The organism is Streptomyces flavofungini (assembly GCF_041028215.1).
GTDB lineage: Bacteria > Actinomycetota > Actinomycetes > Streptomycetales > Streptomycetaceae > Streptomyces > Streptomyces flavofungini_B.
Map to the genome: position 1 here is coordinate 1 of NZ_JASKYR010000089.1, position 14,406 is coordinate 14,406.

At 71.0% G+C, this 14,406-nt stretch carries 12 protein-coding genes; 7 read left to right on the forward strand and 5 right to left on the reverse strand.

What is annotated here, in order from left to right; genetic code table 11:
* The 4 genes from AB8Z36_RS09030 to AB8Z36_RS09045 form a co-directional block, all read right to left on the reverse strand.
* Positions 1 to 837, reverse strand: an 837-nt coding sequence (locus AB8Z36_RS09030) for an S-methyl-5'-thioadenosine phosphorylase (protein WP_369212689.1), incomplete at its 3' end; no start/stop codon positions are given.
* Between the two features lie 874 nt (positions 838 to 1,711).
* Complete coding sequence (locus AB8Z36_RS09035) at positions 1,712 to 2,056, reverse strand: FmdB family zinc ribbon protein (protein ID WP_369212690.1); 345 nt, start codon at positions 2,054 to 2,056, stop codon at positions 1,712 to 1,714.
* 67 nt (positions 2,057 to 2,123) lie between these two features.
* Entirely contained in the window at positions 2,124 to 3,392 is a 1,269-nt protein-coding gene (locus AB8Z36_RS09040) for an MFS transporter (RefSeq protein WP_369212691.1), read from the reverse strand.
* Between the two features lie 250 nt (positions 3,393 to 3,642).
* Complete coding sequence (locus AB8Z36_RS09045) at positions 3,643 to 5,175, reverse strand: potassium/proton antiporter (RefSeq protein WP_369212692.1); 1,533 nt, start codon at positions 5,173 to 5,175, stop codon at positions 3,643 to 3,645.
* Positions 5,176 to 5,438: 263 nt separating this feature from the next.
* On the opposite strand from AB8Z36_RS09045, the gene AB8Z36_RS09050 reads away from it, so the two are divergent.
* Positions 5,439 to 8,294, forward strand: coding sequence for a penicillin acylase family protein (locus AB8Z36_RS09050; protein ID WP_369212693.1), 2,856 nt, complete (start codon positions 5,439 to 5,441; stop codon positions 8,292 to 8,294).
* A gap of 102 nt (positions 8,295 to 8,396) precedes the next feature.
* On the opposite strand, the gene AB8Z36_RS09055 is transcribed toward AB8Z36_RS09050, so the two are convergent.
* The gene (locus AB8Z36_RS09055; RefSeq protein WP_369212694.1) at positions 8,397 to 9,011 is read right to left on the reverse strand and encodes a 5-formyltetrahydrofolate cyclo-ligase; all 615 of its coding nucleotides are present in this window, start codon (positions 9,009 to 9,011) and stop codon (positions 8,397 to 8,399) included.
* Positions 9,012 to 9,103: 92 nt separating this feature from the next.
* Here AB8Z36_RS09055 and galU point away from each other — a divergent pair, with 92 nt between their 5' ends.
* From galU to AB8Z36_RS09085, 6 genes are all read left to right on the forward strand, one after another.
* Positions 9,104 to 10,015, forward strand: coding sequence for a UTP--glucose-1-phosphate uridylyltransferase GalU (gene galU / locus AB8Z36_RS09060; protein ID WP_369212695.1), 912 nt, complete (start codon positions 9,104 to 9,106; stop codon positions 10,013 to 10,015).
* A 4-nt stretch (positions 10,016 to 10,019) separates the two neighbouring features.
* Positions 10,020 to 11,366, forward strand: coding sequence for a molybdotransferase-like divisome protein Glp (gene glp / locus AB8Z36_RS09065; protein ID WP_369212696.1), 1,347 nt, complete (start codon positions 10,020 to 10,022; stop codon positions 11,364 to 11,366).
* A gap of 96 nt (positions 11,367 to 11,462) precedes the next feature.
* Positions 11,463 to 11,987, forward strand: a complete 525-nt coding sequence (gene moaC, locus AB8Z36_RS09070; RefSeq protein WP_369212697.1) for a cyclic pyranopterin monophosphate synthase MoaC — start codon at positions 11,463 to 11,465, stop codon at positions 11,985 to 11,987.
* Positions 11,984 to 12,514 (forward strand): MogA/MoaB family molybdenum cofactor biosynthesis protein, encoded by a 531-nt coding sequence (locus AB8Z36_RS09075; protein ID WP_369212698.1) that lies wholly within the window; start codon positions 11,984 to 11,986, stop codon positions 12,512 to 12,514. Before moaC ends, AB8Z36_RS09075 begins: the two co-directional genes overlap by 4 nt.
* The gene (locus tag AB8Z36_RS09080) at positions 12,511 to 13,158 is read left to right on the forward strand and encodes a GNAT family N-acetyltransferase (protein WP_369212700.1); all 648 of its coding nucleotides are present in this window, start codon (positions 12,511 to 12,513) and stop codon (positions 13,156 to 13,158) included. The genes AB8Z36_RS09075 and AB8Z36_RS09080 overlap by 4 nt, the downstream gene beginning before the upstream one ends.
* Positions 13,159 to 13,351: 193 nt before the next feature.
* On the forward strand, positions 13,352 to 14,406 hold a 1,055-nt coding region (locus AB8Z36_RS09085; protein ID WP_369212699.1), incomplete at its 3' end, for a gephyrin-like molybdotransferase receptor GlpR.

The following is a 14,406-nucleotide window of genomic DNA, read 5'->3' on the forward strand; positions in this document are numbered from 1 at the left end:
CCCCGTGTCCGCTCCGCCCAGCGCCCCCGCGCACGGGCACTCTCGCTCCCCCTCGCCAGGCAGTGCGGCGACCGCGTCGAAGAGGACGTCGCGCAGCCGGTCCACGTTCGCCGCGAACACCCGCAGCACCTCCTCGTGCGAGACGCCCTCGCCGGTCTCCGCGCCCGCGTCCAGGTCGGTGACCAGCGTCAATGAGGTGTAGCAGAGCTCCAGTTCTCGGGCGAGCGCCGCCTCCGGGTGCCCGGTCATGCCCACCACCGACCAGCCTTGCGCGGCGTGCCAGTGCGACTCGGCCCGGGTCGAGAAGCGGGGCCCTTCCACGACCACGAGGGTGCCGCCGTCGACCGCTTCCCAGTCGCGGGCGCGGGCGGCCTTCAGTGCGGCGGTGCGCCCCACCGGGCAGTACGGGTCGGCGAGCGACACGTGCACGACGTTGGGGATGGTGCCGTCCGGCAGTGGTGCGCCGTCGAAGTAGGTCTGGGCCCGCGCCTTCGTGCGGTCCACGAACTGGTCGGGGACGAGCAGCGTGCCGGGACCGTACTCGGCGCGCAGTCCGCCGACCGCACACGGTCCGAGTACCTGCCGTACGCCCACGGAGCGCAGCGCCCACAGGTTGGCGCGGTAGTTGATCCGGTGCGGCGGCAGATGGTGGCCGCGGCCGTGCCGGGGCAGGAAGGCGATCCGCCGTCCGGCGAGCTCACCGAGGAAGAGGGAGTCGCTGGGGGCGCCGTAGGGGGTGTCGACCTGTACCTCGGTCACCTGGTCCAGAAAGGAGTAGAAGCCGGAGCCACCGATCACGCCTATGTCGGCCCGTGTCGCGTTCGCCGTGTTCACCATGGCCCGCACAGTATCGGGGTCGGACACGCCAAGGACCCCGCCGTCGGTGAACGGCGAGGTACCTGGGGGGAAGTCCGGCGAAGCTGGGCACCGGGTGCTGAAGGCCGAAGCCGCGCATGAAAAAAGCCGAGGCCGGAATCCGATGCGGGAGGCTGGAAGCCGCAGCGTCAGGCCGAGGGCGACCACCGGCGAAGCCGAAGCCACCGCCTCAGGCGAAGCCGAAGCAACCGCCCCAGGCGAAGCCGAAGCTAAAGGGCGAGGCCGGTATTCGAAGTCAGAGCCGAGGCCGAATCCGCTACCGAAGGCCAACGCTGGGGGCTGGAAGCCGAAGCGACCGCCCCAGGCGAAGCCGGAGCTAAAGGACGAGGCCGGTATTCGAAGTCAGAGCCGAGGTCGAATCCGCTACCGAAGGCCAACGCCGGGCGCCCGAAGCCGAAACCACCGACTTAGGCGAAGCCACCGACTTAGGCGAAGCCACCGACTTAGGCGAAGCCACCGCCTTAGGCGAAGCCACCGCCTTAGGCGAAGCCGAAGCCAAAGGACGACACCGGAAGACCACGCCGGACGCCAAAGCGACGCCACGACGCCGGAGGACCATGCCCGACGCCGGACGCCAAAACGAGGCCACGACACTGGAAGACCCCGCCGGACACCGGACGCCGAAGCCAATACGACGCCACGACGCCGGAAGACCCCGCCGGACACCGGAAACCGAAGCCACGCCACGACACCGAAAGACCCCGCCGCAAGCCGAAGCCGAAGCCAAAACGACGCCGCAGCCGCAACCGCAGCCAAAGGACGACGCCCAAGCCAATGCAATGGACGGCACCGGAGCCCGGAAGCCGGGCCCCCGGCCGCAACCGCCGAAAAAGACCTACGCGGCCGAGCTGGAAGACGTCGACGAGGAGCCGGATGACGACGAAGAGCTCGCGGACGACTTCGAGTCCGAGGACGAGGAGCCGGACGTGGACGTCGTGCTGGACGACTTCGCGTCGGAGGAGGCGCCCTTCGAGGCCGTCGACGGCGTACTGCTCGACGAGGAGCCGCGGCTGTCGTTGCGGTAGAAGCCGGAGCCCTTGAAGACGATGCCGACCGCCGAGAAGACCTTCTTGAGGCGTCCGTCGCAGTTCGGGCATACGGTCAGGGCGTCATCAGTGAACTTCTGCACCGCCTCGAGGCCCTCGCCGCACTCGGTGCACTGGTACTGGTACGTCGGCACTTGCTTCCTCCTGGCACTCTCACTCGATGAGTGCTAACGACGGTCCATAGTGACGTATTCCGCGAGATCAGTCCACCGTGACCGGCACGCGGTGACCGACGCCACGTGCGACCGTGCGGCCCGGCGCCTTGGGGACGAGCCGCGAGCGGAGCGTCACGAGGACCGCCAGGGCCAGTGCCGTGCCGCCGAGCGGGACCAGGAATCCGGCGCCGTCCCAGAGGCGGTCCTCCAGCTGGCCCGCGACCGTGACGGCCGCCGCCTGGCCGAGGGCGACCGCGCCGGTCAGCCAGGTGAAGGCCTCCGTGCGGCCGGTCGGCGCGACCAGCTTGTCGACCAGGGTGTAGCCCGTGATCAGGGCGGGCGCGATGCAGACGCCGACCAGGAGGCCGAGCCCGGCGAGGAGCAGCGCGGAGTGCGCGGCCCACAGTCCGGCGGTCATGAGGGTCAGGGCGGTGTAGCCGACGAGGAGGCGGCGCTGCGGGGAGATCTTCCAGGCGATGGCGCCGCAGGCGACACCGGAGAGCATGTTGCCCGCCGCGAAGGTGCCGTACAGGACGCCGTTGAGGCCGGGCTCGCCGATGGACTCGGAGAAGGCCGCGAGCGATACCTGCATGCCGCCGAAGACGGCGCCGATGCCGAGGAAGGTGGCGATGAGGACCCGCACACCGGGGATGCGCAGCGCGGAGACGTGCTCCACGCGCGCGTGGACGTCGTGCGCGGACGGCTTCGGCTGGGTGCCCTTCTGCGCGGCGAAGAGGAGGCCGCCGACCAGGGTGAGCCCGGCCTCGGTGAGCAGGCCCGCGGAGGGGGTGATGCCGGTGCACAGGGCGGTCGCGAGGAGCGGGCCGAGCACGAAGGTCAGCTCGTCGGTGACGGACTCGAAGGCCGCCGCGGTGGTCGCGAGGGGGGAGCCCTGGAGCTTGACGCCCCAGCGGGCCCGCACCATGGGGCCGATCTGCGGGGTCGAGGCGCCCGCGGGCACGGCGGCCACGAAGAGCGCCCACAGGGGCGCGTCGGAGAGCGCGAGCACCGTCAGGGTGACGACGGACGCGGAGTGCACGAGGACCCCGGGCACCAGCACGGCGCGCTGGCCGAACCGGTCGGCGAGCTTCCCGCCGAAGGGGGCGAACAGCGCCATGGAGACGCCGGTGACGGCCGAGACGGCGCCCGCGGCACCGTACGAGCCGGTGGTGTGCTGCACGAGCAGCACGATGGAGATGGTCAGCATCGCGAACGGCTGGCGCGCCGCGAAGCCGGGCAGCAGGAACGTCCAGGCGCGAGGGGTGCGCAGGAGCTGTCCGTAACCCGGGCGGGATTCGGTGACCGTGGATGCCACGGCCCGTGCCTTTCTGCCGCCTGGTAGCGCGACCCCCTTTGTGAGGGTGCGGCGCCGAGAGCTGTCCTCTTGCGCGGAACTGCGGTAGATGCCGGGCCCCACTGCGAGGGGTGTCACGGCCGCCATACGGTCGCGCCAGCTCTGCTTCAGGCAGAGTTGGTTCGATCTGATCGGTTCGACTCAGGTGCCTTTATCGTACAGGCAAGAGCCTCATCCGCCCCTGTGATCACAGCCGGTGAGACCCTCGCACCTACGATTGGTGTGTTTCTCCGTCGGTTCCCAGCCAACTGGCCAGCTTGCCGCCGCGGCTGATCGCGCGCAGCCGCTTCTCGGCCGCGTCCCGCACCGGGTCGGTCGCCACGACGAGCAGTTCGTCGTCCCGCCGCAGCACGGTCGTGGGCAGCGGCACGAACGATTCTCCGTCGCGCACCACGAGGGTGACCGCCGCCCCTGAGGGCAGCCTGAGCTCGGCGACCTCGACGCCGTGCATCCGGGAGTCCCTGGGGATCTCCACGGACAGCAGATGGCCGCGCAGCCGCTCCAGGGGCGCGGATTCGATGCCGAGGTCGGCCGCCTCCGAGCCGCCGCCGATCCGCAGCTTCCTGGCCAGCCAGGGCAGCGTGGGGCCCTGGACGAGGGTGTAGACGACGACCAGGACGAAGACGATGTTGAAGATCCGCTGGCTGTCCTCGACGCCGCTGACCATGGGGATCGTCGCCAGGATGATGGGCACCGCGCCGCGCAGGCCCGCCCAGGACAGCAGCGCCTTCTCCTGCCAGGGCAGCCGGAACGGCAGCAGGCCGAGCACCACCCCGAGGGGCCGCGCCACCACCGTCAGGACCAGGCCGATCAGCACCGCGTGCCAGGTGTCGTCGAGCAGCTCGTGCGGGGTGACCAGGAGGCCGAGCAGGACGAACATGCCGATCTGGGCGAGCCAGCCGAGCCCCTCGGCGAAGCCGCGGGTCGCGGGCCAGTGCGGCAGCTTGGCGTTGCCGAGGACCATCGAGGCGAGGTAGACGGCGAGGAAGCCGCTGCCGTGGGCCATGGCGCCGGCCGCGTAGGCGGCGACGGCGATGGCCATGACGGCGATGGGGTAGAGGCCGGAGGCGGGCAGCGCCACATGGCGCAGGCCGTAGGCGCCGAGCCAGCCGACCGCGATGCCGAGCGCGGCGCCGATCGCCAGCTCCAGGGCGATCGTGCCGAGCAGTACGTACCAGTCGTCCACCGGTCCCGCCGTGGAGAAGGCCACCACAAGGATCACGACGGGGGCGTCGTTGAATCCCGACTCCGCTTCGAGCACACCGGTGATCCGGGAGGGGAGCGGCACCTTCCGCAGCACGGAGAAGACGGCGGCGGCGTCCGTGGAGGAGACCACCGCACCGATGATCAGCGCCTGCCGCCACTCCAGGCCCACCAGGTAGTGCGCGCCGGCCGCCGTGACGCCGACGCTCACCGCGACGCCGACGGTCGAGAGGACGGCGGCGGCGGGCAGGGCGGGCCTGATCTCCTTCCACTTCGTCCCCAGGCCGCCCTCGGCGAGGATCACGACCAGGGCCGCATAGCCGATGACCTGCGTCAGCTCGGCATTGTCGAACTGGACGTCGCCGATCCCGTCCTGGCCCATGGCGACGCCGATGCCGAGGTAGAGCAGCAGGCTGGGGAGCCCACTGCGCGACGAGATGCGGACCGCCGCCACCGCGACGAGCAGAACGAGCGAGCAGATGAGCAGGAGCTGGTTGAGGTGGTGGACAGTCAGGGGCCGTTCCTTCCTCCGTGCGCGCACAAGCACTTCTTGCGAGCCAAGGGCCGAGCCGGGCACCGAGCCGAGTGTCGGGACGGTGCCGAGCCAGGTACTTCGTTACCTTACCTAATTGTTAACGCTTCCTTGATGTCTTCGAACGCGCTTACGATCTTCAGGCGTCCGGTTCCTGACTCCGCGTCCGAGGCCGCAACGCCCTGCGCCTATGGTTGCTCCAGCGCTCCCAGAGCCGCCCAGTCGACAGCACAGCCCGCCCTGCCGCTCGCGTAAGGACAGCAAGGACAGCGATGCCCTCCAACACCAACGCCTCTTCCGGTCATAAGTCCGGCAAGAAGAAGGGGCGCCGAGCCCGACTCGTCGTGATCGTCCTGGTCCTGGCCATCGTCGGAGGCATCGGCTTCGGCGCGTACTGGAGCATCAGCACCGTGCGCGCCTCCTTCCCGCAGACCAAGGGAACGATCAAGCTCGACGGACTCTCCGGACCCGTGGACGTGAAGCGTGACGGGAACGGTATCCCCCAGATCTACGCCGAGTCCGACGCCGACCTGTTCATGGCCCAGGGCTTCGTCCAGGCGCAGGACCGCTTCTGGGAGATGGACGTACGTCGCCATATGACCTCCGGGCGGCTCTCCGAGATGTTCGGCAAGGGTCAGGTCAAGACCGATGAGTTCCTGCGCACCCTCGGCTGGCACCGGGTGGCGAAGAAGGAGTACGACTCCAAGCTCTCCCCGCAGACGAAGAAGTACCTCCAGGCGTACGCCAAGGGAGTCAACGCCTACCTGGGCGGCAAGGACGGCAAGGACATCTCCGTCGAGTACGCGGCGCTGGGCTTCACCAACGACTACAAGCCGCAGAAGTGGACGCCCGTCGACTCCGTGGCCTGGCTCAAGGCGATGGCCTGGGACCTGCGCGGCAACATGCAGGACGAGATCGACCGCTCCCTGATGACGAGCCGCCTCGGCCCGTCGCAGATCAAGGACCTGTACCCGGAGTACCCGTTCAAGCGGAACAAGCCCATCGTCCGCGAGGGGGCCTACAGCGGCGTCACCGAGAAGTACGACGCCAAGGGCACCCCCTCCGGGACCGGGTCCGGCAGCGGGACCGGCACGGGAACCGGCACCGGGACGGGCGCAGGGACTGGCACAGGCACCGGGACCGGCTCGAGCGGCACCGGTACCGGCACCGGCACCAACGGCGCGGCGGGCACCGGTCTCGCCGGGAACACCGCGTCCTCCGACGGCATCCAGTCGCAGCTCTCGGGGCTCTCCGACGCCCTTGACGGCGTCCCGGCGATCCTCGGCCCCAACGGCAACGGCATCGGCTCGAACTCCTGGGTCGTCTCCGGCGAGCACACGATCACCGGCAAGCCGCTCCTGGCCAACGACCCGCACCTGGCGCCGCAGCTCCCCTCCGTCTGGTACCAGATGGGCCTGCACTGCCGGTCGGTGTCGGACACGTGCCAGTACGACGTCTCCGGCTACACCTTCTCCGGCATGCCGGGCGTGGTCATCGGCCACAACAACGACATCGCCTGGGGCATGACGAACCTCGGCGCCGACGTCACGGACCTGTACCTGGAGAAGTTCACCGGGGACGGCTACCAGTACGACGGCAAGGTGGTGCCCTTCCGCTCGCGCGAGGAGACGATCAAGGTCGCGGGCGGCAAGGAGAAGAAGATCACGGTCCGCGAGACCAACAACGGTCCGCTGATCTCCGACCGTGACGACGAGCTGGTCAAGGTCGGCAAGAAGGCGGGCGTCGACACCGCGGCGCCCGACCGTGGCGACGGCTACGGAGTGGCGCTGCGCTGGACCGCGCTGACCCCGGGCAAGTCCATGGACGCCGTCTTCGAGCTCAACAAGGCGAAGGACTTCAAGGACTTCCGCAAGGCGGCGGGCTCCTTCGAGGTGCCCTCGCAGAACCTGATCTACGCCGACACCAAGGGCAACATCGGCTACCAGGCGCCCGGCAGGATCCCGACCCGCGGCAAGGGCGACGGCTCGCTCCCGGCCCCGGGCTGGGACCCCGCCTACCGCTGGAAGGGCTACATCCCCCAGGACGCGCTGCCCTACGAGTACAACCCCGAGCGCGGCTACATCGTCACCGCCAACCAGGCCGTGCTCGACGACACCGACAAGGCCGAGTACCCGTACAAGCTGACCTCCGACTGGGGCTACGGAGCGCGCAGCCAGCGGATCGACGACCTCATCCAGTCGAAGATCAAGAACGGCGGCAAGGTCTCCACCGAGGACATGCGCCTCATGCAGATGGACAACAGCAGCGAGATCGCCAAGCTGCTCGTGCCCAAGCTGCTGAAGATCGACATCAAGGACAAGTACGTCCGCGAGGCGCAGAAGCTCCTGGAGGGCTGGGACTACACCCAGGACGCCGACTCGGCGGCGGCCGCGTACTTCAACTCGGTCTGGCGCAACATCCTGAAGCTGGCCATCGGCAACAAGCTCCCCAAGGAGCTGCGCGTCAAGGGGCAGTGCCTGAACGTCGAACCGGCCGGGAACACCCGTCCGGCCGATGAGGGCAAGCGGGTGCGGGAGTGCGGCGAGCGCGACGCGGACTCGGCCCAGCCGGACGGCGGCGACCGCTACTACGAGGTCATTCGCAAGATCATCGACGACGAGACCAACGACTGGTGGAAGACCCCGGCGACCCGTACCGACGAGGAGACCAAGAACCGCGACCAGCTGTTCAAGCGGGCCCTTGAGGACGCGCGCTGGGACCTGACGGCCAAGCTCGGCAAGGACGTCGACACCTGGAGCTGGGGCCGTCTGCACCGCCTCACGCTGAAGAACCAGACGCTCGGCACCGAGGGCCCCGGGTGGCTCCAGTTCGTGCTGAACCGCGGCCCCTGGAACCTCGGCGGCGGCGAGGCGGCGGTCAACGCCACCGGCTGGAACGCGGCGGGCGGCTACGGCGTGATCTGGGTGCCGTCGATGCGCATGGTGGTGAACCTCAAGGACCTCGACAAGTCCAAGTGGATCAACCTCACCGGCGCGTCGGGCCACGCGTACAACGCGCACTACACCGACCAGACCGACAAGTGGGCCAAGGGCGAACTGCTGCCGTGGGCCCACTCCGGGAAGGCCGTCGAGAAGGGCACGAGCGACAAGCTGGTGCTCCGCCCCTGACCGGGAGCGCGGGCCGCTGAGGCGACGAGGCGGCGCGGCCCGAGAACGCCCGAGAGGGCCCTCCACGCGGCGTGGCGGGCCCTCTCGGGCGTTCTCGGGCCTTCACCCGAAGCGGCGCACCCCCGAGGGCGTCACCACGGCGTGCACGGGGCGGTCGTGGTCCTCTCCGGGGATGTGCGCGACGACTTCGGAGTCGTACAGGAGCACCACGCGGGCCGGGTCGGTGGCCGCGCGCTCCAGGCGGGTCAGGACGCGGTCGTAGGAGCCGCCGCCCCGCCCGAGCCGGGTGCCGTCCTCGGCCACGGCGAGGCCGGGCAGCAGCACGGCGTCCGCCTCCAGGACGGCGTCGGGGCCGAGCCGCTCCCCGGCGGGCTCCAACAGCGGCATCTTCCCCTGGTGTTGCACGGGGACCAGGGAGTCCTCGCCGTCGTAGACGGCCCAGTCCAGGTCGTTGTCCGCGAGGAGTACCGGCAGCAGGACGCGGGTCCCGCGCGCGTGCAGGGCGTCGAGCAGCACGCGCGTGCCGGGCTCGCCGCCCACGGAGACATAGGCCGCCACCGTGCCCGCCGTGGCGAGCTCGGGGAGTTCCAGGGCGTGTCCGGCGAGAACCGCGGCCGCCTTGTGGACGTCATCCTCAGTCAACCCGCGCCTCACCGCGAGGAAGTCCCGGCGCAACCCGCGCTTGGTTCGCTGGCCGATGTGGTCGGTTCCATTCATGGGTATGCACAAACCCTTCCTAGTGGGCGCATATGCCGATCAACTATCTGGACCCACAGATTCCGCACATACTGAGCGGATATGGTGGCGCCATGACTGAGTCTCACCCCCCTCGCGCCAGGATCACCAAGGCGGTCATCCCGGCGGCCGGCCTCGGCACGCGTTTCCTTCCCGCCACCAAGGCGACCCCCAAGGAGATGCTGCCGGTCGTCGACAAGCCGGCGATCCAGTACGTGGTCGAGGAGGCCGTCTCCGCGGGCCTCGACGACGTCCTCATGATCACGGGCCGCAACAAGCGCCCCCTCGAGGACCACTTCGACCGCAACTACGAACTGGAGTCCGCCCTCCTGAGGAAGGGCGACGAGGACCGCCTCTCCCGGGTCCAGGAGTCCAGCGACCTCGCCACCATGCACTACGTACGCCAGGGCGACCCCAGGGGACTCGGTCACGCCGTCCTGTGCGCCGCTCCGCACGTCGGCAATGAGCCCTTCGCCGTCCTCCTCGGTGACGACCTCATCGACCCGCGCGACCCCCTCCTCGCCCGCATGGTCGAGATCCAGGAGCGGCACGGCGGCAGCGTCATCGCCCTCATGGAGGTGTCCCCGGAGCAGATCCACCTCTACGGATGCGCGGCCGTGGAGGCGACCGAGGACGGCGACGTCGTCAAGGTCACCGACCTGGTCGAGAAGCCCGACCCCGCCGACGCCCCCAGCAACTACGCGATCATCGGCCGCTATGTGCTCGACCCCCATGTCTTCGGCGTCCTGCGCGACACCGAGCCGGGGCGCGGCGGCGAGATCCAGCTCACCGACGCCCTCCAGCAGCTCGCCGCGGACGAGAAGGCCGGCGGGCCCGTGCACGGCGTGGTCTTCAAGGGCCGCCGCTATGACACCGGTGACCGGGGCGACTATCTGCGTGCCATTGTCAGACTCGCGTGCGAACGTGAAGATCTGGGACCGGACTTCAAGTCCTGGCTTCGCAGTTACGTCACCGAGGAGATGTAGCACCTTGAGCAGCAGCACGACGACACCGGCCACCGGTCAGGACGGCCTCTGGTCGGTGGAGGAGCACCTGGACGACATTCTCGCGACCGTCCGCCCGCTCGAACCCATCGAGCTCCAACTCCTCGACGCACAGGGCTGCGTCCTGGTCGAGGACGTGACGGTGCCCGTCTCGCTGCCGCCCTTCGACAACAGCTCCATGGACGGGTACGCGGTGCGGGTCGCCGATGTGGAGGGCGCGAGCGAGGAGTTCCCCGCCGTCCTGCGCGTCATCGGCGACGTCGCCGCGGGCGCGGGCGAGCGGCCCACCGTCGGCGCCGGCCAGGCCGCCCGCATCATGACCGGCGCCCCGCTGCCGCCCGGCGCCGAGGCCGTCGTCCCCGTGGAGTGGACCGACGGCGGCCTGGGCGAGGGGCCCGTCTCCGGGATGCGGGCCCACAGCGCCGCCCCCGAGGGCGCCTCCGGCGAGGTCCAGGTGCACCGCCCCGCCGAGGCACGCGCGCACGTGCGGGCGCGGGGCAGCGACGTCCGATCCGGGGAGCGGGCCCTGAGCGCCGGGACGGTCCTCGGGCCGCCGCAGATCGCGCTGCTCGCCGCGATCGGGCGCGGCACGGTGAAGGTGCGCCCCCGGCCCCGTGTGGTCGTCATGTCCACCGGAAGTGAGCTGGTCCAGCCCGGCGAGTCGCTGGCAGAGGGCCAGATCCACGACTCCAACAGCTTCGCCCTCACCGCCGCCGCCCGTGACGCCGGAGCCATCGCCTACCGCGTGGGCGCGGTCGCCGACGACGCCGAGACGCTGCGCTCCACCATCGAGGACCAGCTCATCCGCGCCGACCTCGTCGTCACCACCGGCGGCGTGAGCGTGGGCGCGTACGACGTCGTCAAGGAGGCCCTGACCGCCGTCGGCGACCCGGACGAGGAGAGCGGCATCGGCGCGGGCGCCGGGGTGGACTTCCGCAAGCTCGCCATGCAGCCCGGCAAGCCGCAGGGGTTCGGCACGATCGGCCCCGACCACACACCGCTGCTCGCCCTGCCGGGCAACCCCGTCTCCTCGTACGTCTCCTTCGAGCTCTTCGTGCGCCCCGCGATCCGCACCCTCATGGGGCTGCCCGAGGTCCACCGGGTCTCCGTGCGCGCGGAGCTCGTCTCGGACCGGGCGCTCGGCTCGCCCGCGGGCCGCCGTCAGTTCCTGCGCGGGTGGTACGACGCGGAGGCGGGCCAAGTGGCGCCCGTCGGCGGGTCGGGATCACATCTGATCGCCGCGCTCGCCCACGCGAACGCGCTGATCGTCCTCCCCGAGGACACCACGTCGGCGGAGCCGGGGGCGGACGTCGAGGTGGTCCTGCTCGGCTGAGCGGGCCGTCGGTGCCGCCAGCGGGGTAGCGTGTCGCGCACAACAGGCCCGCGCGCGCCGCACCGCGCGGGGCCCGGACCGGGAGCGCCACAGCACATGACCGCGATTTCCCGGGGGGACACCCCCGGACCCCCTGAGCAGCAGCGACTGACGCACATCGACGAGGCGGGCGCGGCCCGCATGGTCGACGTGTCCGCCAAGGACGTGACCGCGCGGACCGCCCGTGCCAGCGGGCGCGTCCTGGTGTCGCCGCAGGTGATCGAGTTGCTGCGCGGCGAGGGCGTCCCCAAGGGCGACGCCCTCGCGACCGCCCGGATCGCCGGGATCATGGGGGCCAAGCGCACCCCTGACCTGATCCCGCTCTGCCACCCGCTGGCCGTCTCGGGCGTGCAGCTCGATCTCCACGTGGCGGATGACGCCGTCGAGATCCTCGCCACGGTGAAGACCACGGACCGCACCGGCGTCGAGATGGAGGCCCTCACCGCGGTGAGCGTCGCCGCGCTCACGGTGATCGACATGGTGAAGGCCGTCGACAAGGGCGCCGTCATCACCGACGTCCGCGTGGAGGAGAAGACCGGCGGCAAGTCGGGGACGTGGAGCCGCGAAGGAGCCGGGGCGTGACCGCGGTGCCGGGCGGGGCGCCGTACAGGGCCCTCGTCGTCACCGCGTCCAACCGTGCCGCCGCCGGTGTCTACGCCGACCGGGGCGGGCCGCTCCTCGTCGAGGGGCTCCAGGCGCTCGGGTTCGCCGTGGACGGGCCGCGGGTCGTGCCCGACGGCGACCCCGTGGAGCAGGCGCTGCGCGCGGGCGCCGACGCGGGGTACGACGTGATCCTCACCACCGGCGGCACCGGCATCTCGCCCACGGACCGCACCCCCGAGGCCACCCGCCGCGTCATCGGCCACGAGGTGCCGGGCATCGCGGAGGCGATCCGGGCGTACGGCAGGGACAAGGTCCCGACGGCCGTGCTCTCCCGCGGCCTCGCCGGAGTCGCGGGCCGCACGCTCATCGTGAACCTGCCGGGTTCCACCGGAGGCGTACGGGACGGACTCGCCGTCCTTGAGCCGCTGCTCCGGCACGCCGTGGACCAGCTGCGCGGCGGCGACCACCCTGGTCCGGCGTCAGGACCGGCAGGAGGTGCGAGCTGAACAGCCCCTCCTGGCCCGTCGACCTGACGGACGGCGACGTCACGCTGCGCCCGATAAAGATGCGGGACCAGCGGGTCTGGCGTGAGGTCAACCGGCGCAACCGCGACTGGCTGCGCCCCTGGGAGGCGACGATCCCGCCGCCCACGCCCAGCGGTCCGATCGTGCACCGCCCCACCTACCGCCAGATGGTCCGCCATCTGCGGGCCGAGGCCAACGCGGGCCGGATGCTGCCGTTCGTCATCGAGTACCAGGGCCGCCTCGTCGGCCAGCTCACGGTCGCCGGGATCACCTGGGGCTCCATGTGCTCGGGCCACATCGGCTACTGGGTGGACGAGTCCGTCGCGGGCCGCGGGGTCATGCCGACGGCCGTCGCCCTCGCCGTCGACCACTGCTTCCGATCGGTCGGTCTGCACCGTATCGAGGTCTGTATTCGCCCCGAGAACATGCCGAGCCGACGCGTCGTGGAGAAACTCGGATTCCGGGAAGAGGGCATGCGTCCGCGCTATCTCCACATCGACGGAGCCTGGCGCGATCACCTTGTCTTCGCGCTCACCGTGGAAGAGGTGCCCGAGGGGCTGCTGCGCCGCTGGCACCGCGCTCGACCTCGCAACACGGCCCAGCCGGAGCCCGGCCCCGCCGAATGAAATAAATGTTCGAAATTGATCGGCGACTGTCCGTAAGCATCACCATTGGGCCTTGTTCCGGGCATTAATTTGTCGCCCCCCGTGACCCGCTGATCGCATCAGTCACAAAAAAATTTCGAGATATCAGCCAGATCGTGCGACACACCGGCTCAATTGGCGGATGGCCCCGGCGAAACCCCTCTACCGTGTGAGCGTGAGCAGCAGCGGCCTCATCTACGCAGTCATCGTCGGGGCCTGGGCCGCCTACTTGGTGCCGATGTGGCTCCGTAGGCAGGACGAGCTGAACGAAGCCCGTCCGACGGAACGCTTCAGCACCGCCATCCGGCTGCTGTCCGGACGGGCGGGGATGGAGCGCCGATACGCCAAGGACCTGCAAGCCCGCTCGCCCGAAGAGGGAGAGAGCAGTGGCGAACCGGACGTGATCACCGGCTCGGTGGACGTCCGGTCCTTCGCCGCGCCCCCGAGGGTGCGGCCCGACAGGGACCGGGAGACGGACCGGGAGGCGAACCGGGAGACGGACCGGGACGAGGGCCGGGCGGAACGGCCCGTGGCGCGTTCCGAGGTCCCTGCGGCCCGCTCCGAGGTCTCCGCCGCCCGGGAGGAAGCCCCCGCCGTGCGGGCCGAGGCCTCCGTGGCCCCGCGCACGGCCCGCAAGGCGCGCCCCGAGTCCGCCGGGCGCGAGCGGACCCGCCGCCCGAAGACCTCGCCCGAGCGGCGCCCCATGTCGGCGGAGGCCGCCGCGCGCGCCCGGCGTTCGAAGGTCCTCGCCCGGCGTCGGCGCACGACGGTGCTGCTCTTCCTCGCCTTCACGGCAGGCGCGGTCGTCGCGGCCGTCGGCGGCCTCGCCTTCCTCTGGGCGCCCGCGGTGCCCGCCCTGCTCCTGAGCGGTTACATCGTCTATCTGCGCGGCCAGGAGCGTAAGCGCTTCACCTACGTCATGGACCGCCGCCGGGCCGAGGCCGCGGCGCAGCGGCTGCGCGAGCGGGCGCCGCGCCGCGGGTCCGCGGACGCCGGGCACGACGCCGAGGAGGCGGAGGAGGGCGCGGGGTCCGGGGCCGGGACCGGCCTGTCCGCCCTCGCCGCCGACCGCCGTGCCCTCGTCGAGCAGACCGACCACGCGGAGTGGGTCGACCAGCAGCGCGAACGGCAGCGCGGCCCCGGACGCGGCGAGAGCTGGGACCCGGTCCCGGTGCCGCTGCCGACGTACGTGACCGCGCCGGTCGCCCCGCGTGCCACCGGCAGCGTCGA